Source organism: Pseudogulbenkiania sp. FW507-F1, from assembly GCF_058781125.1.
In genome coordinates, this window is the sequence record NZ_JBYSWM010000005.1 from 138,883 (window position 1) to 162,421 (window position 23,539).

The 23,539-nt window shown below is 65.8% G+C and carries 21 protein-coding genes; 9 read left to right on the forward strand and 12 right to left on the reverse strand.

The window, feature by feature from the left end:
- Nucleotides 1-10: 10 nt before the first annotated feature.
- Nucleotides 11-913 carry a ribose-phosphate diphosphokinase gene (locus AC3WG5_RS05030; RefSeq protein WP_492568020.1) on the reverse strand — a complete coding sequence of 301 codons (903 nt, stop codon included), beginning with the start codon at nt 911-913 and terminating at the stop codon, nt 11-13.
- The gene (locus tag AC3WG5_RS05035) at nt 910-2,460 is read right to left on the reverse strand and encodes a thymidine phosphorylase family protein (protein WP_492568021.1); all 1,551 of its coding nucleotides are present in this window, start codon (nt 2,458-2,460) and stop codon (nt 910-912) included. The genes AC3WG5_RS05030 and AC3WG5_RS05035 overlap by 4 nt, the downstream gene beginning before the upstream one ends.
- A gap of 364 nt (nt 2,461-2,824) precedes the next feature.
- Here AC3WG5_RS05035 and mgtA point away from each other — a divergent pair, with 364 nt between their 5' ends.
- Together mgtA and AC3WG5_RS05045 are read left to right on the forward strand one after the other, a co-directional pair.
- Nucleotides 2,825-5,404, forward strand: a complete 2,580-nt coding sequence (gene mgtA / locus AC3WG5_RS05040) for a magnesium-translocating P-type ATPase (protein WP_492568023.1) — start codon at nt 2,825-2,827, stop codon at nt 5,402-5,404.
- Between the two features lie 211 nt (nt 5,405-5,615).
- Nucleotides 5,616-7,109 carry an AMP nucleosidase gene (locus tag AC3WG5_RS05045; RefSeq protein ID WP_008952922.1) on the forward strand — a complete coding sequence of 498 codons (1,494 nt, stop codon included), beginning with the start codon at nt 5,616-5,618 and terminating at the stop codon, nt 7,107-7,109.
- Between the two features lie 24 nt (nt 7,110-7,133).
- Here AC3WG5_RS05045 and AC3WG5_RS05050 read toward each other — a convergent pair whose 3' ends face one another.
- From AC3WG5_RS05050 to AC3WG5_RS05060, 3 genes are all read right to left on the reverse strand, one after another.
- Nucleotides 7,134-9,116 (reverse strand): sigma-54-dependent Fis family transcriptional regulator, encoded by a 1,983-nt coding sequence (locus AC3WG5_RS05050; protein ID WP_492568024.1) that lies wholly within the window; start codon nt 9,114-9,116, stop codon nt 7,134-7,136.
- A gap of 257 nt (nt 9,117-9,373) precedes the next feature.
- Complete coding sequence (locus AC3WG5_RS05055; protein WP_492568025.1) at nt 9,374-10,948, reverse strand: GMC family oxidoreductase; 1,575 nt, start codon at nt 10,946-10,948, stop codon at nt 9,374-9,376.
- Nucleotides 10,949-11,008: 60 nt separating this feature from the next.
- Nucleotides 11,009-11,554, reverse strand: a complete 546-nt coding sequence (locus tag AC3WG5_RS05060; protein WP_014087518.1) for a gluconate 2-dehydrogenase subunit 3 family protein — start codon at nt 11,552-11,554, stop codon at nt 11,009-11,011.
- Between the two features lie 546 nt (nt 11,555-12,100).
- On the opposite strand from AC3WG5_RS05060, the gene AC3WG5_RS05065 reads away from it, so the two are divergent.
- Nucleotides 12,101-13,192, forward strand: a complete 1,092-nt coding sequence (locus tag AC3WG5_RS05065) for a 2,3-butanediol dehydrogenase (RefSeq protein ID WP_492568026.1) — start codon at nt 12,101-12,103, stop codon at nt 13,190-13,192.
- 86 nt (nt 13,193-13,278) lie between these two features.
- Here the strand turns inward: AC3WG5_RS05065 and tatA are convergent, their stop codons facing one another.
- From tatA to AC3WG5_RS05100, 7 genes are all read right to left on the reverse strand, one after another.
- On the reverse strand, nt 13,279-13,446 hold the full coding sequence (gene tatA / locus AC3WG5_RS05070) for a Sec-independent protein translocase subunit TatA (RefSeq protein ID WP_492568027.1): 168 nt from the start codon (nt 13,444-13,446) through the stop codon (nt 13,279-13,281).
- Between the two features lie 87 nt (nt 13,447-13,533).
- Entirely contained in the window at nt 13,534-14,109 is a 576-nt protein-coding gene (locus tag AC3WG5_RS05075; RefSeq protein ID WP_482581274.1) for a VOC family protein, read from the reverse strand.
- Between the two features lie 95 nt (nt 14,110-14,204).
- Entirely contained in the window at nt 14,205-14,939 is a 735-nt protein-coding gene (locus tag AC3WG5_RS05080; RefSeq protein ID WP_492568028.1) for a lipoate--protein ligase family protein, read from the reverse strand.
- Nucleotides 14,940-14,941: 2 nt separating this feature from the next.
- Complete coding sequence (locus AC3WG5_RS05085; RefSeq protein ID WP_492568029.1) at nt 14,942-15,643, reverse strand: dihydrolipoamide acetyltransferase family protein; 702 nt, start codon at nt 15,641-15,643, stop codon at nt 14,942-14,944.
- 3 nt (nt 15,644-15,646) lie between these two features.
- Nucleotides 15,647-15,892, reverse strand: a complete 246-nt coding sequence (locus AC3WG5_RS05090) for a lipoyl domain-containing protein (RefSeq protein ID WP_014087524.1) — start codon at nt 15,890-15,892, stop codon at nt 15,647-15,649.
- An 11-nt stretch (nt 15,893-15,903) separates the two neighbouring features.
- Nucleotides 15,904-16,941 carry an alpha-ketoacid dehydrogenase subunit beta gene (locus tag AC3WG5_RS05095; protein WP_492568030.1) on the reverse strand — a complete coding sequence of 346 codons (1,038 nt, stop codon included), beginning with the start codon at nt 16,939-16,941 and terminating at the stop codon, nt 15,904-15,906.
- 26 nt (nt 16,942-16,967) lie between these two features.
- Complete coding sequence (locus AC3WG5_RS05100) at nt 16,968-17,978, reverse strand: thiamine pyrophosphate-dependent dehydrogenase E1 component subunit alpha (protein ID WP_492568031.1); 1,011 nt, start codon at nt 17,976-17,978, stop codon at nt 16,968-16,970.
- A 692-nt stretch (nt 17,979-18,670) separates the two neighbouring features.
- Between AC3WG5_RS05100 and AC3WG5_RS05105 the strand changes: the two genes are divergently transcribed.
- The 6 genes from AC3WG5_RS05105 (at nt 18,671) to AC3WG5_RS05130 (ending at nt 23,526) form a co-directional block, all read left to right on the forward strand.
- Nucleotides 18,671-20,341, forward strand: a complete 1,671-nt coding sequence (locus tag AC3WG5_RS05105) for a PHA/PHB synthase family protein (RefSeq protein WP_492568032.1) — start codon at nt 18,671-18,673, stop codon at nt 20,339-20,341.
- A 159-nt stretch (nt 20,342-20,500) separates the two neighbouring features.
- Nucleotides 20,501-21,895: a F0F1 ATP synthase subunit beta gene (gene atpD, locus AC3WG5_RS05110; protein WP_492568044.1), complete on the forward strand. Its 1,395-nt coding sequence runs from the start codon at nt 20,501-20,503 to the stop codon at nt 21,893-21,895.
- Nucleotides 21,892-22,296, forward strand: coding sequence for a FoF1 ATP synthase subunit delta/epsilon (locus tag AC3WG5_RS05115; protein WP_492568033.1), 405 nt, complete (start codon nt 21,892-21,894; stop codon nt 22,294-22,296). Before atpD ends, AC3WG5_RS05115 begins: the two co-directional genes overlap by 4 nt.
- The gene (locus tag AC3WG5_RS05120; protein ID WP_014087530.1) at nt 22,293-22,568 is read left to right on the forward strand and encodes an AtpZ/AtpI family protein; all 276 of its coding nucleotides are present in this window, start codon (nt 22,293-22,295) and stop codon (nt 22,566-22,568) included. The genes AC3WG5_RS05115 and AC3WG5_RS05120 overlap by 4 nt, the downstream gene beginning before the upstream one ends.
- Nucleotides 22,565-23,263, forward strand: coding sequence for a F0F1 ATP synthase subunit A (locus AC3WG5_RS05125; protein WP_492568034.1), 699 nt, complete (start codon nt 22,565-22,567; stop codon nt 23,261-23,263). The genes AC3WG5_RS05120 and AC3WG5_RS05125 overlap by 4 nt, the downstream gene beginning before the upstream one ends.
- On the forward strand, nt 23,260-23,526 hold the full coding sequence (locus AC3WG5_RS05130) for a F0F1 ATP synthase subunit C (protein ID WP_492568035.1): 267 nt from the start codon (nt 23,260-23,262) through the stop codon (nt 23,524-23,526). The genes AC3WG5_RS05125 and AC3WG5_RS05130 overlap by 4 nt, the downstream gene beginning before the upstream one ends.
- Nucleotides 23,527-23,539: the final 13 nt, after the last annotated feature.

The window sequence follows — 23,539 nt, forward strand, 5'->3', positions numbered from 1 at the left end:
ACCAGTCGCCTCACCGCGTGCCCATGTTCTGGATCGCTTCGGCCAACCAACGCTCCAGAGCGATGGCGTTGCTGGGATGGACCACCGTATTGCAACTGACCACCTGTGCTGCCCCGGCACGGTTCAGCAGCTCGACAGCTCCCTCGGTGAAGATGGCATGCACGGCGACGCACACCGCCGGGTTGGCGCCGAGTTGCCGCAGCTGCTGCAAGGTTTCAGCCATGGTGTGGGCGGTGGACACGATGTCGTCGACCAGAACCGGCGTGCGGCCGGACAAGCGGGTCATGTCGGGGCGGGAAACCTCCACCTGCCGGTCGCCATGCCGGGTCTTGCTCAGGACCAGATAAGGCGCCTGGGCCAAGGCCGCGACCTCGGCAACCCATTGCTGGCTTTCCTCGTCCGGACCGATCAGGAGCGGCTTGGGCACGTTGGCGGCGATCCACTCGGCCATGGCCGGCGCGGCATGGACCACGCACGTGGCGCAGCGGTAGACCTGCTCCAGGCGGGCAATGCGGTGCAGGTGCGGGTCGACCGTGACCAGCCAGTCAAGACGTGGCGACAAAATCTCGGCGAAATAGCGCGCCGTCACCCCCTCTCCGGGATGGAAGCGGGTGTCCTGCCGCATATAGGCGAGGTAAGGCGCCAGCAGACCAACCTCCGCCGCGCCGTAGTCGCGCACCAGCGCCGCGGCGAACAACAGGGGCAGCAGCTTGCCGTCGGGACGATCCAGCGTGGCGACCAGAACGACCCGGGCACCATCCACCTCGCTCAACAGCTGCAGGTGGGTTTCGCCATCGGGAAAGGAGCGCACCATGAGCTCCCCGCGTTCAGCCTGGCCGGCGAGCGCCGGCTGCGCCAGCAAGGCGGCAGCCATCGCCTCGTTGCCGGGCAAAGGCAGCAGCACGGTCTTCATCGCTCCTCCACCACCACGATCTGAGGGTGCATGTCCAGATAGCTGAGGGCATACTCGAGCTCGCCCGGTGTCTCGGCGTGCACCGTGAACAGGGGCATGCCGATGTCGACGTGGCTGTCGACCATCACGTGCAGGTCGATACCGGCTGACGCCGCGCGTGGGGCACCGGCCAATTTGGCCGCCCGGCTGACTAGGCGATTGTCGATGGCGGTGACGCGGCCGGCCTTCACGGCGCAGACAGGGTGAGTGTGGGGAGCTACGGGCGGCGTGCGCAAGCCGCCTTGGGCATTGGCAATGGCGACGAATTTCGCCCACGCCTGACCCGAATCGAGCAGGCGCCGGGCATGGGCCACGCCGGTGCCGATCGCGGCGGTGCCGCAAAACTCGAGCAGGGTGCCCGCCAGCGTCAGCGAGCGCTCGCGCAGATCGGCCGGCGCATCCGCTTCATTGCGCAATACCGCCAGAATGTCGCGGGCCTCCAAAGCGGGCCCCACACCCCGCCCGACTGGCTGGCTGCCGTCGGTAAACACCACTTGAATGGCCAATCCAAGGTTCCCCGCCACGTATTCGAGCAGGGTTTTCAGCACGGTCGCCGCGTGCTGCGAGCGTATCTTGGCGGTGTAGCCGACGGGAATGTCGATCAGCGCATGGCTGGAACCGGCGGCCACTTTCTTGGACAGGACGGAGGCGACCAGCTGGCCTTCGCTGTCGAGGTCCATCGGGCGTTCGACACGGATCAGGATATCGTCGGCCGGGCTCAGGTTGACGGCGCCGCCCCAGACGATGCACCCGCCCTCTTTCCCGACGACACGGCGGATGGCTGGCAGATCGAGGGCGACGGGTGCCAGGGTTTCCATGGTATCGGCCGTGCCCGCCGGCGACGTGATGGCACGGGAAGAGGTCTTGGGCATGATCAGCCCGGCCGCGGTCACGATCGCCACCACGATGGGGGTGGTGCGATTGCCCGGCAAGCCGCCGACGCAGTGCTTGTCGACGACGGGGGCGCTGCCCCAATCCAGTCGTTGTCCCACATTCACCATGGCGCGCGTCAAGGATACGGTCTCGTCGGCATCCAGGCGGCCGCCGGCGCAGGCCGCGACAAATGCGGCCAGATAGATGTTGGGGTAGCGCCCTCGCGCCACGTCCTCGATGATGCAATACATCTGCTCATCGTTCAGGCGATGGCCGTAGATCTTGCTGCGCAAGGCAATCAGCGATTCCAGCGGCGGCAGAGGCCGGACCCGGATGGTATCCCCTTCACGGCCGTCCAGCTGACGCCAGGCTGCCGAAGACAGACTGGCCTGATGCGGAGCGAGCAGGTCGGAATCGATGACATTGAGCGTGGCGACGATCTCCACGCCGTTGCGCGCCACGCGCACGCGCGACTGCGCCTCGAACCCCTCCGAGCGGCATACCTCGCAGTCGCGCCGCATATAGATCACGGCTTCCTGGTAGGTGTCGATACCAAGCCACTTCAAGCGCAATTTATGACCGGCATTCACCGTTAGCTCCCCCTTTGATTCTTCTTTTTGCCGTTGATCGATCATGCCGAGCTGCTGAAGCGAAACGCGCTGTGTTTATTTTGAAAATTAGACGAATTCGAATCGGACTGGCAACGGCAATTCCCCTGCCAGTGAAGGGGGTGGGCAGGCGCAGGCGCCTGATTAGCTGGCGATCATCAGGGAACGCGCCATGCGGCATGGCGACCCCAGCCTACGCAAGGGTTTGGCAGGGGACGGAGCATTGCGTGCGCTAGTATCAAGGAAGAGGCCACCCTGCCCGCTCCGAACGCCGGATCGACGTCCACCGCCGTCGTAGCGAAGCGGCCCTCTCTTGGGCGCGCCATCCACGGGTTCTCCGGCGCTGGAGCAATGGATGCCATGCCCCAAACTCACTGACCGAGGACTCGCCTTGCACGAACCGCTCGACGCACAGCCGGTCCCGTTCTGGACCCGACCGCTGACCGCACTCAAGACCGAACTCGGCGCGGACGAGCGCGGCCTGTCGGAAGAAGCCGCCTTGGCGCTGCGTGCGCGATACGGCGACAACGTGCTGCGCGCCCGGCGCCGGCGCCACCCGGTACTAGAGTACCTGGCCCACTTCCGCAACCCCCTGGTGCTGCTGTTGTTGTTCGCCAGCGCGGTATCGGCCCAGCTGGGCGACGTCACCAGCTTTGTCGTCATCAGCCTGATCGTGATCGGCAGCGTGACCCTGGACTTCGTGCAGGAGCACCGCGCCGGCAACGCGGCCGAGCGCTTGCGCGAATCGGTGGCCTTGCGCGCCAGCGTGCTGCGCGACGGCCACGTCGTGCCACGACCGGCAGCCCAGCTCGTCCCCGGTGACCTAGTGCAACTGGCCGCGGGCGACCTGATCCCGGCCGACGGGCGCATCGTCGAGGCCCGCGACTTCTTCGTGCGCCAGTCGATGCTCACCGGCGAGTCGTACCCGGTCGAAAAGCATGCCGTGGAGCTGACGGCGGAGGCGCGCGAGGTCGCCGATGCCGTCAACGCGGCGTTCATGGGGTCGTCGGTGCTGAGCGGCAGCGCCACGCTGCTGATCTGCCATACCGGGCCGGCCACCTTTCTGGGCGGGATTGCCGACACCTTGCGGGCACCGGCCGAACCGACCGCGTTCGAGCTCGGCACCCGTCGCTTCGGCCAACTCATCATCAAGATGACCTTCGCCCTGGTGCTGTTCATCGTCTTCGTGCACACGCTGGCGCACCGCCCGGTGCATCAGACCTTCATGTTCGCGGTCGCCCTGGCGGTGGGGCTGACCCCCGAACTCTTGCCGATGATCGTGTCGGTGACCCTGTCGCGCGGGGCCCTGCGCATGGCGGCCAAGAAGGTGGTGGTGAAGCGGCTGGCGGCGATTCAGGATATGGGCAGCATGGACGTGCTGTGCACCGACAAGACGGGCACCCTCACCGAGGCAACGATCCGCCTCGAACAGCATGTCGACCTCCTGGGACACGACAGCGCGCGCGTGCTGCAGCTGGCGTACCTCAACAGCTTTTTCGAGTCCGGGCTGCGCAGCCCGCTCGACGACGCCATCCTGCAGCACGAGGAAATCGACGTCGGCGGCTGGAGCAAGATCGACGAGGTGCCGTTCGGTTTCGAACGCCGGCGCGTCTCGGTGCTGGTGGAACGCGCCGGGGAACGGCTGCTGATCGTCAAGGGCGCGCCGGAGGACATGCTGCGCCTGTGTGCCGAGGTCGAAACCGGTATGCCGGATGCGCCGCCCGTGCTGCAGACGATGGACGAGGCCACGCGCGAGCGCGCCCTGGCGCAATTCGAGACACTGAGCCGCGACGGCTTCCGCGTGCTGGCGATCACCTGGCGCGCCGTGCCGCCGGAGCATGGGCACGCCGTGGTCGACGACGAGACCCGGCTGGTGCTGTGCGGCTTTGCCGCCTTCCTCGACCCGGCCAAAGCCAGCGCGGCGACCGCGCTGGAGGAACTGCGCCACAGCCACGTCCACGTCAAGGTGCTGACCGGCGACAACGAGTGGGTGACGCGTCACGTCTGCGCCCAGGTCGGCCTGCCGGTGAAGACGTTGCTGACCGGCGCGCAGATCGACCAGCTCGACGACCCCGCGCTGGCGGCGCAAGCCCAGCACACCGACGTGTTCTGCCGCGTCTCGCCGCCGCAGAAGAGCCGTATCCTGCGCGCGCTGCGCCGCCGCGGGCACGTGGTCGGCTTTCTTGGCGACGGTGTCAACGACGCGCCGTCGCTGCACGACGCCGACGTCGGCATCTCGGTGGACTCGGGGGTCGACGTGGCCAAGGACGCCGCCGACATGATCCTGCTCGAGCACGATCTCGGCGTGCTGCACGACGGCGTGATCGAGGGACGCCGCACCTTCGCCAACGTAATGAAGTACATCATGATGGGAACCAGCTCGAACTTCGGCAACATGTTCAGCATGGCCGGCGCGTCGCTGGCCCTGCCCTTCCTGCCGATGCTGCCGGTGCAGATCCTGCTCAACAACCTGCTCTACGACACGTCGGAAATCCCGATCCCGCTCGACGACGTCGACGCCGCCTACCTGCGCTACCCGCACGACTGGGACGCCGGCTTCATCCTGCGTTTCATGCTGACGCTGGGGCCGGTGAGTTCGCTGTTCGACTTTCTCACCTTCTACCTGCTGCTCAGCGTATTCCATGCCCAGGAGGCGCTGTTTCACACCGGCTGGTTCATCGAGTCGATCGCCACGCAGGTGCTGGTGATCTTCATCATCCGCACCCGTGCCGTCCCCTGGCTCAGCCGGCCCAACCCGTGGCTGGCCGGCACGGCGCTCGCGGTGGTGGGGGCCGCCGTGCTGCTGCCGTTCACCTCGCTGGCCGACCTGCTGGGCTTCGTCGCGCCGCCGGCGGAGCTGTTGCTGCTGATCGCGGCGCTGACCCTGGTCTACCTGTGCGGCGCGGAGGCGGCCAAACGCTGGTTCTACCACGCCGGGCGACGGCACCGGGCGCATGCCCGGCACGGCTGAAGACAAGCAGCACTCGACTCGCTGGCTTCATCGCGCCGCCGACGGTAGTTGTCGCAGGAAGGGCTTTGCCCAATAATCGCCAGCGAAAACGTCGCTCTGCTTGCGGGCTGACAGGCCTCATGACGGCAACACGTTGGCTCCCGTCCCCGCTCCGCCAGACACTCTGGACGGAGCAGCACTGCACCGAACACGTCTCCAGGAGACTGGCGTCATGCCTTATTTACCTACGTTCATCCCGCCTAGCCGTTTCGACGACCCCGCCGCCGCGCTGGCCCAAGTGCGCCACATTTACCAAAACAGCCTCGCCCACTTGCGCGAGACGATGCAGCGCTTTGTCGATGGTGAAGACTTGCCCGGCCATGTACGGGCCTGCTACCCCTTCGTCCGTATCCAGACCGGCACCGTGTCGCGGCTGAAACCGCTGGAGAGCAAACGCCGCAGTTACGGCTTCGTGGCCGGACCGGGCCGCTTCGAGACCACGCTGACGCGACCGGACCTGTTCGAGGACTATTACCTCGAGCAGTTCACCTTGCTGCTGCAAAACCATGGCGTGGCGCTGGAAGTCGGCAGCAGTTCGCAGCCGATCCCCATCCATTTCTCGTTTGCGGAGAGCGATCACCTCGAGGGCAGCCTGAGCGCAGAGCGCCGCGAACGGATGCGCGACGTGTTCGATCTGCCCGACCTCACGGCGATGGACGATGGCATCGCCAACGGCACCTACGAACCGCGCGGCGGCGAGCCGCGGCCGCTGGCGCTGTTCACCGCGCCGCGCGTCGACTATTCGCTGCATCGCCTGCGGCATTACACCGGCACCCAGCCCGAGCACTTCCAGAACTTCGTGCTGTTCACCAACTACCAGTTCTACATCGACGAATTCATCCGCCTCGGCCACGAATGCATGGCCGACCCCGACAGCGACTACACCGCCTTCGTCGAGCCCGGCAACGTGATCACGCGCCGCGTGGGGATGGCGGCCGAAGCCGGCGATGCCTTGGGAAAAGCACCGGCGCGCCTGCCGCAGATGCCGGCCTATCACCTGATGCGCGGCGACCGCAGCGGCATCACCATGGTGAATATCGGTGTCGGCCCGGCCAACGCCAAAACCATCACCGACCACATTGCCGTGCTGCGCCCGCACGCCTGGATCATGCTGGGCCACTGCGCCGGCCTGCGCCAGACGCAGCAGCTCGGCGACTACGTGCTGGCGCACGGTTACGTGCGGGACGATCACGTGCTCGACCAGGACCTGCCGCTGTGGGTGCCGATTCCCGCCCTGGCGGAAATCCAGCTGGCGCTGGCCGCCGCCGTGTCCGACATCACGCAGATCCAGGGGTCCGAACTCAAGCGCATCATGCGCACCGGCACGGTGGCCAGTACCGACAACCGCAACTGGGAGCTGCTGCCGGAGAATGCCCCGCAACGCCGCTTCAGCCAGAGCCGCGCGGTGGCGCTGGACATGGAAAGCGCCACCATCGCCGGCAACGGCTTCCGTTTCCGGGTGCCCTACGGCACCTTGCTGTGCGTGAGCGACAAGCCCTTGCACGGCGAGATCAAGCTGCCGGGAATGGCCGATCAGTTCTACCGGGAACGCGTCGATCAGCACCTGCGCATCGGCATCCGGGCGATGGAGCTGCTGCGCGAACAGGGCGTCGACCAGCTGCACAGCCGCAAGCTGCGCAGCTTTGCGGAAGTGGCGTTCCAGTAGGGCCCGGCTCGCATTGAACGCCGGCTACAGGTCGAGCGGCGAGACGATGCTGAACTTCTTCATGTGGCGGTACACCGTGGCGCGGCAGATGCCCAGTTCGGCCGCTGCCGCGGTGACGTTCCACTTGTTGCGCCTGAGCGCCGCCAGCAGCAGCCCGGCTTCGTCCAGCGCCGCCGGGAGGCTCTCTTCCCTTTCCGCCTTCGGCGGGGTCAAGGTCTCCTCCAGCGGCGGCCGCCCCTCCATCAGTTCGTGCGGCAGGTCGCCGAGTTCGACGCTGCCGCCGTCCGACAGCGCCAGCGCAAAGCGCAGCACATTGCGCAGCTGCCGCACGTTGCCCGGCCACGGGTAGTCCATCAGGCAGGCCAGCGCCGCTTCGGCGAGGACGGGAGATTGCCCGCTCTGGGCCGCTTCCTCGGCGAAGAGGCGTTCGATCAGGTAGCGCTTGTCCTGGCGTTCGCGCAGCGGCGGCAGGAACAGCGTGGCGCCGCACAGCCGGTAATAGAGATCCTCACGGAATTGCCCGCCGGCGATCAGCTTGCGCAGGTCGCGGTGCGAGGCGGCGATCACGGTCAGCTCCACCCGCACCGGCTTGTCGGCCCCCAGCGGCAGCACTTCGCGCTCGGATAGCACGCGCAACAGCCGGGTCTGCAGGTGCAGCGGCATGTCGCCGATTTCATCGAGGAACAGCGTGCCGCGGTCGGACTGCTGGATCAGGCCCTTCATGCCCTTGCTGCGCGCCCCGGTAAAGGTGCCGGGGGCGTAGCCGAACAGCTCGCTTTCGATCAGCGAATCGGGAATGGCGGCACAATTGACGGCGATGAACGGGCGCGCCGCGCGCTCGCTCGATTCGTGCAGGGCCTTGGCGAACACTTCCTTGCCGGTGCCGGTCTCGCCGTGGATCAGGATATTGACGCCCTTGTTCACCAGGCGCTTGGACTGATCCAGGATGCGCTGCATCTGGCGATCGTCGCCGGCCAGCCGGTCGAGTGCGGGACAGGCGGGCAACGGCACGCTCTCGCGCGGAGTTGCAGAGACGGCCGGCCGCGGGGCAATGCGCGGCGGAATGACCGAGGCGTGGAAGAGGTCGTGGTCGAACGTGGCCAGGAGGGCCGCGTCGCCCATGGCGGGCGTGCGGGCGAGTTGGATGATGTCGTCCATGCTGCAACGGAAGATATCGGTCAAGAGATGGCCGATCAGACCGCCGCCGGCATCGTCCAGCCGCGTCCGGCCCAGCCGCTGGCGGGCACCGGAGTTGGCCCCCACCACGACGCCGTCGGCGTCGAAGGCCAGCATCAGTTCGCCGCACACGTCGACCAGCGCTGCCGCCGTGCCCAGGCGCAGAATCCAGCGATTGGCGAAGTGGCGCAGGAAGTTGGCGTCCTCGATCAGTTGCGCATAGAGCAGGGTCAGGTGCAAGGCCAAGTGCTGGCTCTCGCGCGCCTGCGGCGAGGCGAGCATGGAGACGTCGAGCACGCCCATGAATTCGCCGTCGGGCTGGAACAGCGGCGCGGAGTTGCAGCTCAGGGTGATGTGGGTGGCGTCGAAGTGGTCCTCGCGGTGGCAGGTCAGCGGCGCCTGCTCGACGATGCAGGTACCGACGGCGCAGGTGCCGGCGTGCTCTTCGTTCCAGTCCGCACCGAGGTAGAGCCCGGCTTTTTTCAGGTCCGTTTCCAGCGCGTCGTTGCCGATGTAGTCGATGGTGACGCCCTGGGCATCGGTCAGCAGCAGCACGTAGCCCAGCGACGAGACGCGCTTGTAGAGCTGTTCCATGCCGGCGCGGGCGACGTGCAGGAAGTCTTCGGCCTGCTCGCGATGGTCGCGCAGTTCGTGCGCGGTCAAGATGCGCGCGTGGCGGCGGGCAGCCGGGTCGAGGCCGTAGTCGTGCACGCAGCGCGACCAGGAGCGCTTGATCAGGTCGTACGCCGACGAATCCTGGCTCAGCCCGCTGTCGTGCGTGGCGACCGCCAGCACGCGCTCAATGTGCTGGCGCTCGGAAAGGTTCGCCATCTGTTCTCCTCCATGGGTACCCCATCATCGTGTGCGCTACGCGCCTGGGCTGTGCCGCCCCGGGGTTCTTTATCTTTGCCGCAACCGCTCGCATCGTGCGCCGGCCACGCATTGCAGTATAGCCACCCTCGCCCCTCCCCGAGCAGTCCCTCGGAATGTCGCCCCGGCTCAGTATCGTGACACCAGAAAAAAAGGGCGCCCCAGCAGGCGCCCAAACACCACGACAAAGGGGAGGATGTCCTACGTGGTGGGAGTGATCAGAGCTCCTTTCTCTGCATCGCGCCCGCGATGTACTCGGCCTGGCGGATTGCCAGCGCGACGATGGTGAGTGTCGGGTTGGCCGCCGAGCTGGAGGTGAACTGGCTGCCGTCGGAGATGAACAGGTTCTTGATGTCGTGCGCCTGCCCCCATTTATTGACCACGCCGTCGCGCGCCTTGGCGCTCATGCGGTTGGTGCCCATGTTGTGGCTGGCCGGGTACGGCGGCATGTCGATGACGCGGGTGGCGCCGACCGCCTCGGACACCTTGCGGAACTGAGCGAGACCATGCCGGCGGATGGCGGCATCGTTGGCGTGGTCGGTCTTGCTGACGATGGGCACCGGCAGGCCGTACTGGTCTTTCTCGGTGGGGTGCAGGGTGACACCGTTCTGCTCCTGCGCGAAGTCTTCGCCGCACACCCAGACGCAGCTCATGTGGTCGTACATCTCCAGCGCCGAGGTGACGTCGCGCCCCCAGCCGCCGGGCTTCATGAAGGCGGCGGTGTACGGCAGGCCGAGTGACAGCCCTTCGAGGTGATAGCCGCCGAAGAAACCGCGATCCGGGTTGGGGTCGGCCTCGTCCGAGATCACCGCCGCCAGCGCGGTGCCGCGGTACATGTGCACCGGTTTCCGGTGGATGGCCACGGCGGCGGCGGTGGTGTGGGTGAGGTAGTTTCGGCCAACCTGGCCCGATGAATTGGCGAGCCCGTCCGGGAACAGCGACGAGGCCGAGTTGAGCAAGAGGCGCGGCGATTCGATCGAGTTGCCGGCCACGCATACCACGCGCGCCGCCTGGCGCTGCGTGCGGCCGTGCGGGTCGACGTAGACCACGCCCGTGACCTTGCCGCTCTTGTCGTGCTCGATCTTCAGCACCATGCTCTGCGGGCGCAGCTCGACGCGGCCGGTGTCGAGCGCCTTGGGGATTTCGGTGTAGAGCGTCGACCACTTGGCGGTCATTTTGCAGCCCTGCATGCAGAAGCCGAGCTGCTGGCAGCCGGGGCGGCCGTCGTACGCCTGCGAGTTGATCGCCATCGGCCGCACGATCTGCTTGTAGCCGACCTTGCGCGCCCCGGCGGCGATCACCTTGTAATGGTTGTTCTCGGGTAACAGCGGCAGGCCGCTGGCTGCCGTGCCGGCCACGCCCATCTTCTTCTCGGCGCGGAAATAGTAGGGTTCGAGGTCGTCGTAGCCGATCGGCCAGTCGAGCAGGTTGGCGCCGTCGACGTGGCCGTAGGTCGACTTGTTGCGAAAGTCGTGCGGCAAAAAGCGCAGCGCCAGGCCGGCCCAGTGGATGGTGGAGCCGCCCACGCCCTTGACGATCCAGGCGGGCAGATTGGGGTAGGTCTTGGTGTGATGCCAGCCACCCGCCGAGATGCGCTTGTCCAGCCAGGAAATCTTGTTGAACATCGCCCACTCGTCGTTCTCGAAATCGTCGGGCTGGTAGTGCTTGCCTGCCTCCAGTACCACGCACTTGACGCCCTTTTGCGCCAGTTCGTTGGCCAGCGTGCCGCCGCCGGCACCGGAGCCGACAATCACCACCACTTCGTCATCATCCAAACGGAATTGCGTTGCCATTGCTTGTGTCTCCTCAGCGTGCCGGTCGCCCGTGAACGCCGGCTTGTGCTTATTGGCCGCTTACAGCCAGTCGATGTCGTCGAAACCGCGATGCAGGTAGCCGCCCTTCTCCCAGGACGAGCCTTCATAGCCGAACTGCGGCCACAGCGCCTTGTTGTTGTAGAGCCCGGTCACCAGGTTGCCGCGCACCTTCTGGAAGAAGGGGCCGGATTCGATGGCCTTGAGCAGCGCCACACGATCTTCTTCCTTGGCGACCGCGGTGTAGGGGCGCCCATAACGCTGGCGTGCGGAGGCATCAAGCGCGCTCACGCCGTCGGCCAGCAAGCTGGCGGTCGCCGCATTTTTGCCGGCCTCGGCATCCAGCGGCGCGATGGCTTGGCGGTAGTACGGGTCGGCCAGTTTGTCGTGGGGGAAGATATCCCGCGCCATTTTTTCCAGGGTTTTGGCCGTGGCCGGGCTGAGCGTCTTGAACGGCTTGGCCGCCATGGCATTCGGGCTGACCAGCAGCGCCGACAGCGGCACCAGGGTGACGCCGAGCGCGGCCAGCCCGCTGCCCTTGAGGAAGCTGCGCCGGCTCAAGCCGGTTTCGTCAATCGATGTTGTCATCTTTGTCTCTCCCAATCTCCAAATCAGGCTGAATCAGCCTGTCGTGACGGCACCATCCGTTTTAGGGGTGCCCTCCTCGCTTCAACCGCGCTTGGTGGGCGCCGGGCAATAGGGACGGGGAATAACCCTGGCCTTATCTGAATTAACCTGAAGCCCAGTTCAATCAGCAAAATCGGTGCCAGTTTTTACATCCGCCTTAGCAACGCCGAAAACGTGATGAATTTCAATTGATTACACGGCGAAACCCCATCAATCGGGCGTACAGAAAGCTTGAAGCGAGGTTGATATGGCAACGCCCACCAAATAGGAAGCGACACCTGTTGCTTATTCAGTAGCTCGATGCGACAGGTGTAACAGATGAAATGACTCAGGAGACAAGATGAATCACTAGACCGCCCCACGCTCTATGCCGGTTTTGAATGGATTAACCGGCTTGAGTGAGTGCTAATTTATGTCTGCTCGAATCTGGCATATGGATTGCATAAAGCCTCTTCGGCCAACCTGCCTTAATGCAGTGGCCGTTCAAACCAAATCGAGGAGACAACCATGAATCATCCTGAATCGATGCCTACCATGCGTGCAGCGGTGTGGCACGGTAAAAACGATATTCGCGTCAGCGATGTTCCCCTTCCGCTCCCCCCAGGCCCTGGTCACGTCCAGATCCGGGTCGAATGGTGCGGCATATGTGGTTCGGATCTGCACGAATATCTGGCTGGACCGATTTTCATCCCGGTCGACACGCCGCATCCGCTGACCGGACATAAGGGCCAGTGCATTCTTGGCCATGAATTTTGTGGCGAGATTACCGAAATCGGCAGCGGTGTCAGTGGTTTCAGGACAGGGCAACGGGTGGCGGCCGACGCCTGCCAGCATTGCGGCCAATGTCATTATTGCCAGCACGGCCAATACAATTTATGCGAAAGCCTGGCGTTTACGGGACTGATGACCAATGGCGCCTTCGCCCAATACGTGAACGTGCCGGCCAACCTGTTGTATCCCTTGCCGGAGCACTTCCCGCCCGAGGCCGGCGCGTTGATCGAGCCTTTGGCCGTGGGGGTGCACGCCGTCAAGCAGGCCGGCTCGCTGGTCGGCAAGACGGTGGTGGTGATCGGCGCCGGCACCATCGGCTTGTGTACCATCATGGCGGCCCGGGCGGCGGGCGCCAGCAAGATCATCACCCTGGAAATGGCTGATGCCCGCAAGCGCAAGGCGCTGGAAGTCGGCGCCACGCAGGTGCTCGATACCTCGCAATGCGATGCCGTGGCCGTCATCAAGGAAATGACGGGCGGCTACGGCGCCGATATTTCTTTCGAATGCATCGGGCACAAGGCCACCGGGCCGCTTGCGGTCGAGGTGATCCGCAAGGGCGGCAAAGCGATACTGGTCGGCATTTTCGAAGAGCCGAGCCAGTTCAATTTCTTCGATCTGGTCGCCACCGAGAAACAGGTCATTGGCTCCCTCGCCTACGCCGGCGAATTCGCCCATGTCATCGACCTGATCAGCGATGGCCGCTTCGATGTCACCCCGCTGATTACCGGCAGGATTCATCTCGAGGATATTGTCGAAAAAGGCTTCAAGGAACTGGTCGCCAATAAGGACAGGAACGTGAAGATTATCGTCAGCCCGCAACCGAAGTAGGCCTGTTCGTCAGAATGATGCTCGTCCACGGCCACCTCGGTGCGTGGACGAGCCCATCGCCCTCATCTTTCAGAGCAACCCGCGGTTTATTTGCCGCCTTTTTCACCCTCTTTGTTTTCTTCCCCCATACCCTTCTTAAACCCCCGTACGGCCCCACCCAAATCCTCACCGACATGGCGCAATTTTTTGGTCCCGAATAGCAACACGATGACCAGCAAGGCGACGACCCAATGCATGATGCTGAACGACCCCATGGCCTGCTCCTTTTTCCGCCTGCAGTAAAAAAAGGCGCCCCGACGAGCGCCCAATACTCCACCATCACCCGATGCCTAAACGAGCGGTCATCTTTCCGGGAACCGGGGGTCCCACAGCAGGCGCGACTGGTCCCGCTCGTACCCCATACCGGCCGGAAAACTCACCAATTCCAGCTGCAACCCCCAAGGGGCGAGAAAATAGACCCAGGTCAGTCCGGCGGCGGGACCGTCCGTAAACGTGCTGGGTGTATCCAGTACCGTGACATGGCGTGACTTGAGATAGGCCACGGCCTGGTCCATATCATCGACATAAAAAGCCAGATGATGCCCACCGACATCGCTGTTGCGGGGCAGCCTGGTGTTTTGGTCCGGCGCGGCGTATTCGAAGATTTCCAGATTGGTGCCGTTGCCGCAGCGAACCATCTGGAAATCCCGGATTTCGGCACGAGGATGAACGTTGAGGTGCCGCGTCATCCAGTCGTCGTCGAATTTGAACGGGCCAAACGTGAAGTACGGCTCGCACCCGAGCACCTCGACGAAGAAATCCACCGCCTCTTGCAGGTTCGGCACCGTGATGCCGATATGCTGCAATCCGCGCATGCCGGGAAGGCCGGCTGTGGACGGTCTGGACTGTTTCAACTCCGGATCTTTCAACAAAGACATGCTGTCCCTCCTTATGATTTGGCAGGCGTCGGCGACGCCCGCTGTTGCTCGCACTACCCTTGCACTCACCTTTCAGGTCGGGCCGGGCAAGCCGGTCACCATGGCTCATCCGGACCGGACGGGACCCCCAGGCTCGCCCACAGCCTCTGCTGCAAAGAGCACAGCAAAGCCAGCGGCGACAACGTCTCTCCGGCCTCGTCCACGCAGCAGGTGTTGCCGTCGGCCAGCCGCTGCGCCTCGCCTGGCGGGCGTCCGAAGGCGCGGCACAGCAGGGTCCAGTCGGTCCGGCCAAACAGCAGGCCGGCCACGAACAGCACCCCCTTGGCACGACGCACCTGGGCGAGCCCCACCAGCTTGCGCCGCCCCACCACCACCTCGCCGGGCGAGAAGCCGCCGTAGCAGGCCCAGCCGATATCCGGGTCGGCCTCGCGCTGCAAGCGGCGCGCCGTCTCGGGGGTCAGCACCTCGCTGGCGATGCCGACTTCTGCCAGCACCGCGCGGTAGGCCTCGCCCAGCCAGTGGTAGCTCAGCGCCGGTGGCTGCTGCGCGTAGCGGTGGCCGAGCGGCAGCAGGATCGAGGCGCTCAGCATCCACGGCCCGACCAGCACCGCACCGCCGCCGGCATCGCGCGCGGCGAGATCGAGCCCGGCACGCTCACGCACCGTCTCCGCCGAGATGGCGCGGCGCTGCGAGCAGCCCAGCACCAGCGCCGGCTCGCGATAGCCCCAGAAGCGGATGGCCGGGGCCGTCACCGGTTCGGCCAGGTGGCGCCGGTTCCAGGCCTGCTCCTCCTCGGCCGAGACGATGTCCAGCGTCAGCGGCGCGTCCATGGCTAGAGCTCCTCGGCGCTTTCCAGGCGGCGCTTGAGGTCGCCCAGGAACAGCGCCGCCGGGTAGCCGTCCACGGCGCGGTGGTCGAACACCAGGCTCAGCCCCATCAGCGGCGCCGCGACGATACCGCCGTGGCGCACCACCGGCTTATCGATCACCCGGCTGACGCCGAGGATGGCGACCTGCGGCGGGTTGATCACCGGCGAGAAGCCGTCGATGTCGGTCATGCCGAGGTTGGTGACGGTGAAGGTGCCGCGCTGGAACACCCCGGCGCCGAGGCTGCCGTTGCGCGCGCCCTCGGCCAGCCAGCGTGACTCGGCGGCCAGTTCCAGCACCGACAGGTTGTCGGCCTGGCGGATCACCGGCGCCATCAGTCCGCCCGGCACGCTCACCGCCAGCGCGAGGTTGATGTCGTCGACCAGTTCCACCTCCTTGTCGCGCATCAGCGCGTTGAGGTGCGGGTGCTCGCGCAGGGTCAGCGCCAGCGCGCGCAGCACGAAGGCGGTGAGCGTGACCTTGAAGCCGGGATGCTCGGTCATCAGCCGGGCGCGTTTGAGCTGGCACGCGGTGACGTCGACCTCGGCCCACATCGCCACGCGCGGGACCTGCCAGCCCTGGCTCATATTGCGGGCGATGGCGCCGCGCAGGCCGGTGAGCGGGATGCGCTTCACTGCCGGTGGTGCCGTTTCTACAGCGGTGGACATGGCCTAGTCCTCCAGCACGATCAGCACCGCGCCGCGCGGAAAGGTCTCCTGCGCCGCCACCTTGATCGCCGCCACGGTGGCGTCTACCGGTGCCATCAGCTCGTGACTGGTCTTGACCAGCTCGACGGTACCCAGCACTTGGCCGGCGGCGACGCGGTCGCCCACCGCCACCGTCCACTCGTCCACCAGCGCCTCGGTGCCGTCTTCCACGTCGGCCCAGGCCGCGTCGTCCAGAATGATGTCGATCATGTTTGTTCCTTTCACAGTCCGATGGAGGTTGCCAGTTGTGCCTTGACCGCGGCGACGATGCCGTCGACCTGCGGGATGACGTGCTGTTCGAGCGGGCGGCTGAACGGGATCGGCACGGCGTCGACCGCGAGGCGGCGCACCGGGGCCTTCAGGCGAACGGTGTCGAGATGCTCGGCCACCAGCGCGGCGATCTCGCCGGAGAGGCCGAAGTGCAGGTAGTCCTCGTCCGCCACCAAAAGGCGCCCGGTCTTGGCGACCGAGGCGAGCACGGTCTCGGTGTCGAGCGGGACGATGGTCCTGAGGTCGATGATCTCGGCGCTGATGCCCTCTTCGGCCAACGTGTCGGCCGCCAGCACCGCCTTCTGCACCATCTGGCTCAGCGTGACGATGGTGACATCCGAGCCCTCGCGCACCACGCGCGCCTGGCCGAACGGGATGGCGTAGGCTTCCTCGGGGACTTCGTTGGTGCTGCCCTCGAAGTAGGACATCCACGACAGGCCCATGATGCCCTTGTGGTAGCAGAACACCACCGGGTTGTCGTCGCGGATCGCCTGGATCATCAGGCCCTTGGCGTCGTAGGCGTTGGACGGCACCACCACCTTCATCCCCGGCATGTGGGCGAAGCTGGCGTAGAGGCACTGCGAGTGCTGCGCGGCGTCGTTGTAGCCGCCGCCGATGCCGGTCATCACCACCGCCGGCAGCTTGAGGTTGCCGCCCGCCATGTAGGTGTTCTTGGCGAGATGGTTGTAGATCTGGTCGAAACAGACGCCGAAGAAGTCGACGAACATCAATTCGGCGATCGGGCGCAGGCCCTCGGCGGCGGCGCCGATCGCCGCGCCCATGAAGGCGGTCTCGGAAATCGGCGTGTCCATGATGCGTTCCTTGCCGAAACGCTCGTAAAGGCCGGTGGTGGCGCTGAAGATGCCGCCGTATTTGCCGACGTCCTCGCCCATCACGAACACGCGCTCGTCGCGCTCCATCTCCTGGCCGATGGCTTCGGAAATGGCCTGCGCCATGGTCAGCGTGCGGGTTTTCTGTTGCGTAGTCATGCTCTCTCTCCTCGCTGTGCGCTGACTTAATCGACGAACACGTGCCGGTGGGCTTCCGCCACGTCCGGGTAGGGGCTGTGGCGGGCGAAGTCGAACGCCGCCTGCACCTTGGTCCTGATCGCCTCGCGCAACTCGGCGTCGCGCGCGTCGTCGAGCAAGCCCTGCTCGCGCAGCACGGCACCCAGCGCCGGAATCGGGTCGTGTTCGCGCAGCGCCTTCACCTCGCCCTTGGGACGGTAGGTTTCCGGGTCGCCCTGGAAGTGGCCGTAGTAGCGGTCGGTCTTGACCTCGATCAGCGTCGGCCCCTCGCCGCGGCGGGCGCGGTCGATGGCGACGCCGGCCGCCTCGAACACCGCCAGCGCGTCGTTCTTGTCCACCAGCACGCCCGGCATACCGTACCCAGCAGCGCGGTCGGCGTTGCTAGCGATGGCGGTGGAATCGCCCTTCTCCACCGAGATGCCGTACTTGTTGTCCTCGCACACGAACACCACCGGCAGCTTCCACAGCGCCGCCAGGTTCAAGGCCTCGTGGAAGGCACCCTGGTTGGCCGCGCCCTCGCCGAAGAAGGCGATCGCCACCCAGTCCTTGCCGAGCTTCTTCGCCGCCAACGCCGCGCCGCAGGCTTGCGGCGCACCGGCACCGACGATGCCGCTGCAGCTGAACTTGTGCGCAGGATCGAACAGGTGCATGTGCCCGCCCTTGCCGCGCCCGAGCCCGGTGACCTTGCCGAACATCTCGGCGGTCATCTCGTTCAGCGGCACGCCCTTGGCGATGGCGAAGTGGTGCGGACGGTGCGCGCCGACCACGCTGTCCTCGTCGCGCAAGTGGGCGCACACGCCCACCGCCACCGGCTCCTGCCCGGCTGCCAGGTGCATCTCGCCCGGCACCGGCCCGGCGCCGATATCGAAGGCCAACCCCTTCTGGATCTTGGGCGGCAGCTTGCCCTCCAGATAGACCTTGACCATGGTCTCTTCGTATTCGCGAATCTCCACCATCGTCCGGTACATCCAGAGCAGGCGGTCTGATGTCGTTTCCATGTCTCGTCCTCCTTTGCGAACGTGTTGCCGGAGCCTCTCGTCGACGCACTGCGCGACTGTCACGGACACCGAGCTCCTGATCCCTTAATGGCAAGAACGGTGCCAGCTCCAGCGCGACGGCCAGCCAGCGACGCGAAAATCCATTTATCTTCTTAAATATCAGATAGTTGCATAGAAAAAACAGGGCGAACCGGCATCCAGAACGCACTGCCAGCGCCAACCCCGGAGGGGAAATCTGGAAAAACGAGGGAAGGAAAGCTGCGACAGCTGTCGCATTGCTACGGCCGGGTTGCGACAGGTGCCACAGACATGACAGGCGCGGTGGCCAGGACGGGATGGGGGGCCGGTGCAGCGGCGGCGTGCCAGCAGATTGAATTAATCAGTTTAAGGTTCTTTAATTAACTTCACTCTCGCACCATACCGCGCACCGCTCACACCCGGTGCAGGCACAGGAGCACGGCGTCGTCAGCCGGCGGGCAAGCACATGCCCCAGGCACAACGTCGCACCTCAGACCTGGACCAAGAGCCTGTTCACGGTCTTCTTGCGGCGGGAACAAACCTTAAAGCGGCTTTGAAGGGTAACGATCATGACCACACCGCGTTCTTCCGCAGGCGCATCGCCCAAACCGGGTCGCCCGCCAGCCATGCCAGCGGACGACGCGCAGTCCGCCCCGCACGCGTCGGAAGCGCGGATGGACGGAACCGGCACCCTCGACCCGCTCGGCATCGCCACCCCGATCATGCAGGCGCAGCTCGGCTGGCTGCTGCACCCGCAGGAGCTGGCCGCGCGCCTGACCCGGCTCTCATCCGACCTGTGGCAGCTGCAGCGGCACAGCTGGCTGCGCCAGCTCGGCTTGGCCGACGCCGATCCGATCCCGGCCAAGGCCGACGACACCCGCTTCGCCGACCCGATCTGGTCCGAGTCGCCGGCGTGGGATCTGGTCAAGGAGTGGTATCTGGTCTACACCCGCCATACCCAGGACATGCTCTACGACACCCCCGGCCTCGCGGACAAGGAACGCCGGCGCGCCGCCTTCTGGTGGCGCAACTGGCTGAACGCGGCCGCCCCCACCAACTACCTGTGGAGCAACCCGGTGGCGCTGCGCAAGGCGTTGGAGAGCCATGGCGAGAGCCTGGCGCAGGGATTCCAGAACTTCCTCGCCGATGCCCGGGCCGGCAGCGTGCGCATGACCGACCCGGAGGATTTCGCGGTCGGCGTCAATCTCGCCACCACACCCGGTGCCGTGGTGTACCGCAACCGCCTGCTCGAGGTGATCCACTACGCCCCACGCCAGCCGCAGGTACACGCCGAGCCGGTGGTGATCGTCACGCCGTGGATCAACAAGTTCTACGTGCTCGACCTCACCCCGAAAAACAGCATGATCCGCTTCCTGCTCGATCAGGGGTTGGACGTTTTCATCACCAGTTGGAAGAACCCGGACGCCTCGATGAGCGAGGTGCGCTTCGACGACTACCTCACCGAGGGCGTCGACACCATCATGCAGCTGGCCCGCCAGTTCAGCGGCGCCGCCAAGGTCCACGCCGTCGGCTACTGCATCGGCGGCACCGCGCTGGCGATGTACCTGGCCTGGGCCAACCGGCACTACGGCGCGGACGCCACGCCCGTGGCCGACGCCACCTTGCTCACCACGCTGGTCGACTTCCACAAACCGGGCGACATCGAAGTCTTCATCGACGACGCCAGCGTGCGCCACCTGTGCGCGCGGATGGAGCAGCAGGGCTTCCTCGACGGCAAGGACATGGCCGCGGCGTTCCGCCTGCTGCGCACCAACAGCCTGATCTGGCACTACGTGGTACATGGCTGGCTGTACGGCGAAACGCTGCCCGCCTTCGACGTGCTGTACTGGAACATGGACACCACGCGCATGCCGAAGGCCATGCACGCCTGGTACCTGACCGAGCTCTACCTGCACAACCAGCTGATCGTGCCCAACGCGCTGACGGTGGCCGGCGAGATGCTCGACCTCGCCGCAATCGACCAGCCGCTGTACGTGGTGTCCGCCGAGGACGACCACATCACGCCGTGGAACCAGACCTTCAAGATCATCAACCACGGCATCGGCGAGAAGCGCTTCATCCTGTCGAGTTCCGGGCACATCGCCGGCATCGTCAACCCGCCGGTCACCCCGCCCAAACGCCGCTACTGGGCCGACATCGCGCACCGCTCCGACCGCCCCGAGCACTGGCAGCAGCGCGCCGAGGAGCACCCGGGCAGCTGGTGGGAAGACTGGATGGCGTGGCTCAAGCCGAAAGCCGGAGCACTGGTCGACGCCCCGCCGCTGGCGACGACGGACTTCCCCGCGCTGGACGCCGCCCCCGGCCGCTACGTGCTGGAACGCTGACGCCCCGTCGACAGCGATAGGTGTCACACACTGCTGGACACCGCACGGGAACGCGACTGGCGATGACGAGGGCGGTGTCGTCAGGCGAAGAAGGCATCGGCAACCTCCTCCTGTGCAGTCTGCATATGACAGCCGGCCGGGATGGCTATAGTACACATGATGACATCCCCTACTTCCGCTCCTCCCGCCCCACCGGGCATCGCGCCCGGCCGCGTCCTCGCCGTGCGCGGACCGGTGGTCGATATCCGCTTCCAGCGCCTGCCCCCCATTGGGCAGGCGCTGGCATTACAGATGGATGGCGAGAGCATCACACTCGTCGTGTTTCAGCATCTGGACGAAACACGCGTGCGCGCCATCGCCTTGCATCCGACCGACGGTGTCGCCCGCGGCCTGACGGTAAGCGACACCGGCGGTCCGCTGGCGGTCCCGATCGGCGACGATTGCCTGGGGCGGCTGCTCGACGTGCTGGGCCGGCCGCTCGACGACGGCCCACCACTCAATGCGGCGCGCCTCTGCCCAATACTGTCCGCGGCGCCGCCACTGACCGATACGGTCCCGGCCGAAACCATGCTGCCCACCGGCATCAAGGTGATCGACCTGCTATGTCCGTTCGTACGCGGCGGCAAGACCGGGCTGTTCGGCGGTGCCGGCGTGGGCAAGACCGTGCTGATGATGGAGTTCATGCACGCCGTGAGCAGCCTCTACCAAGGGGTGTCGGTCTTCGCCGGGGTGGGAGAGCGGATACGCGAAGGCCACGAGCTATGGCATGAAATGCGCGAAAGCGAGGTGATGGCTCGTGCCGTGCTGGTTTTCGGACAAATGGATGAGTCGCCCGGCGTGCGCTACCACGCCGGCTTCACCGGCCTCACCTATGCTGAATATCTGCGGGACCACGGCCACGCCGAAGTGCTTTTCCTGATGGACAACCTGTACCGCTTCGTTCAGGCCGGCACCGAGATTTCCGGGCTGCTCGGCCGTATGCCCGCCAGCGTGGGCTACCAGCCCACCCTGCTGACCGAAGTGGCCAGCCTGGAGGAACGCATTCTCTCCACCAGGAACGGGGCCATCACCTCGGTACAGGCGGTGTACGTGCCAGCCGACGACATGAGCGACCCGGCGGTGACCGCCATCCTGGCCCACCTGGACGCCAGTGTCATCCTGTCACGCGAGCAGGCGGCGCGCGGCATCTACCCGGCGGTGGACCCACTCGCCTCCAGCAGCCGCCTGCTCGACCCGCGCAGGGTGGGTGAACGCCATTACCGGCTGGCGCGCGCGGTACGAGAGCACCTGGCCCGCTACAAGGAACTGGAAGACATCATCGCCATGCTCGGCGTGGAAGAACTGTCGGCCGACGACCGGCGCGTGGTGGCGCGGGCTCGCCGACTACAGCGCTACCTGACCCAGCCGTTCCAGGTCGTTGCCGAGCACACCGGTCAGCCCGGCGTGACGGTAGCGCTGGAAACCACGCTGGGTGACTGCGAGCGCTTTCTCGACGGCGCCTACGACCGTCTGGCGGAGGAGGAGTGTTATATGCGCGGAGCCATGCCGACATGAGCACGCTGACGCTCGAGTTGCTCGACGGACGCAGCGTGGAGCGACTGGAAGACATCGCCAGCCTGGTGGCAGAGGATGCAACGGGCCAGTTCGGCCTCTTGCCGGGACATGAGGCGCTGATCACCGCACTGCAGCCCGGCCTGCTGCGCTGCCGCTTCGTCGACGGCCGTTGGCGCTACCTCGCCTGCAGCGGCGGCGCGTTGGTGTGCCGCCATAATCTGGTTCAGCTGGTGAGCACGCGCTTCGTGAGCGCCGAGCGCGACGATCAGTTGACGGCCCAGCTGGCGCACCTGCTCCAGCGCGAGAAAGGCGAACGCAGCGTTGACCAACAGGCACGTGATGAACTCGAGCGCGCCCTGATCAAGCGCCTGCGCGAATGGTCGGAGACACGTCACCCATGAGCCAGCGCGACGACAAGCTGCGCGACAGCCTGCAAACGCAACTCCAGCGCCGCCGGCGCTTCCGGCCCGGCGGGCCGATCGGGCTGATCCTGATCGGCGGCACCGTCGGCTTGCTGTTCGTGGTGCCGCTGCTGCTCGGTGCCTACCTGGGACGCTGGCTCGACACCCATCTGGCGGGTTACTCGGTACGGTGGACCATCAGCCTGATCGTGCTCGGCATCGTCGTCGGCGCCTACAATGTGTACCGCTTTCTGAAGGGGCTGGACCAATGAACGGCTTGTCCGGCAGCGTCTGGCTCACGGTGGCCGGCATCGGCCTGAGCGAGCCGCTGATCCTGTCCGCCGCGCTGACGGCACTGTTCGCCGTCCTGGCCTACGCCCTTGGCCGCCGCCTGTCCGGCCGACCGGATCGCCTGCAGATAGCAGCCGAAGCCGTACTCATGCTGATGACCGAGGCGGTGGCCGAGGTCGTGCCGGCGCCGGCCGTGCCGCGCGTACTGCCTTTCATCGCCACGCTGTGGCTGTTCATCCTCGCCGCCAACCTGATGGGCGTGGTGCCGGGCCTGTCGGCCCCCACGCGCGATCTCTCGGTCACCGCCGCCCTGGCGGTGCTGGTATTCCTGGCCGTGCACGTGTACGGCATCCGCGCCGCCGGCTGGCACCGCTACCTGCGCCACTATCTTCAACCCAGTCCGATCCTGCTGCCATTTCACCTGGTCAGCGAACTGACGCGCACGCTGGCGCTGGCTGTGCGTCTGTTCGGCAACATGATGAGCCTGGAAATGGCGGCGCTCCTGGTGCTGCTGGTGGCCGGTTTCCTGGTGCCGGTGCCTTTGCTGCTGCTGCACGTGATCGAGGCGCTGGTGCAGGCCTATATCTTCGGGATGCTGGCGCTGATCTACATCGGGGGCGCGCTGGAAGCCGCACAGCCGCCCGAACCCCCTTCCCCCACGGAGTCCGCAACATGACCGACATCCATCTTTTCAGCATGGTATCCACGGTGGTGGCCGGTTTTGCCATCGCATTGGGTGTGTTTTTTCCCGCCCTCGCCATGGGGCGCGCCATCGCCCAGGCGCTCGATGCGCTGGCGCGCCAGCCGGAAGCGGAGAAAGCGATCAGTCGCACCCTGTTCATCGGTCTGGCGATGATCGAATCGTTGGCAATCTACTGCCTGGTCGTGGTGCTGATCATCCTGTTCCGCAACCCCCTGCTCGAATACCTGCTGCATTGAGGGAGATCTGGCC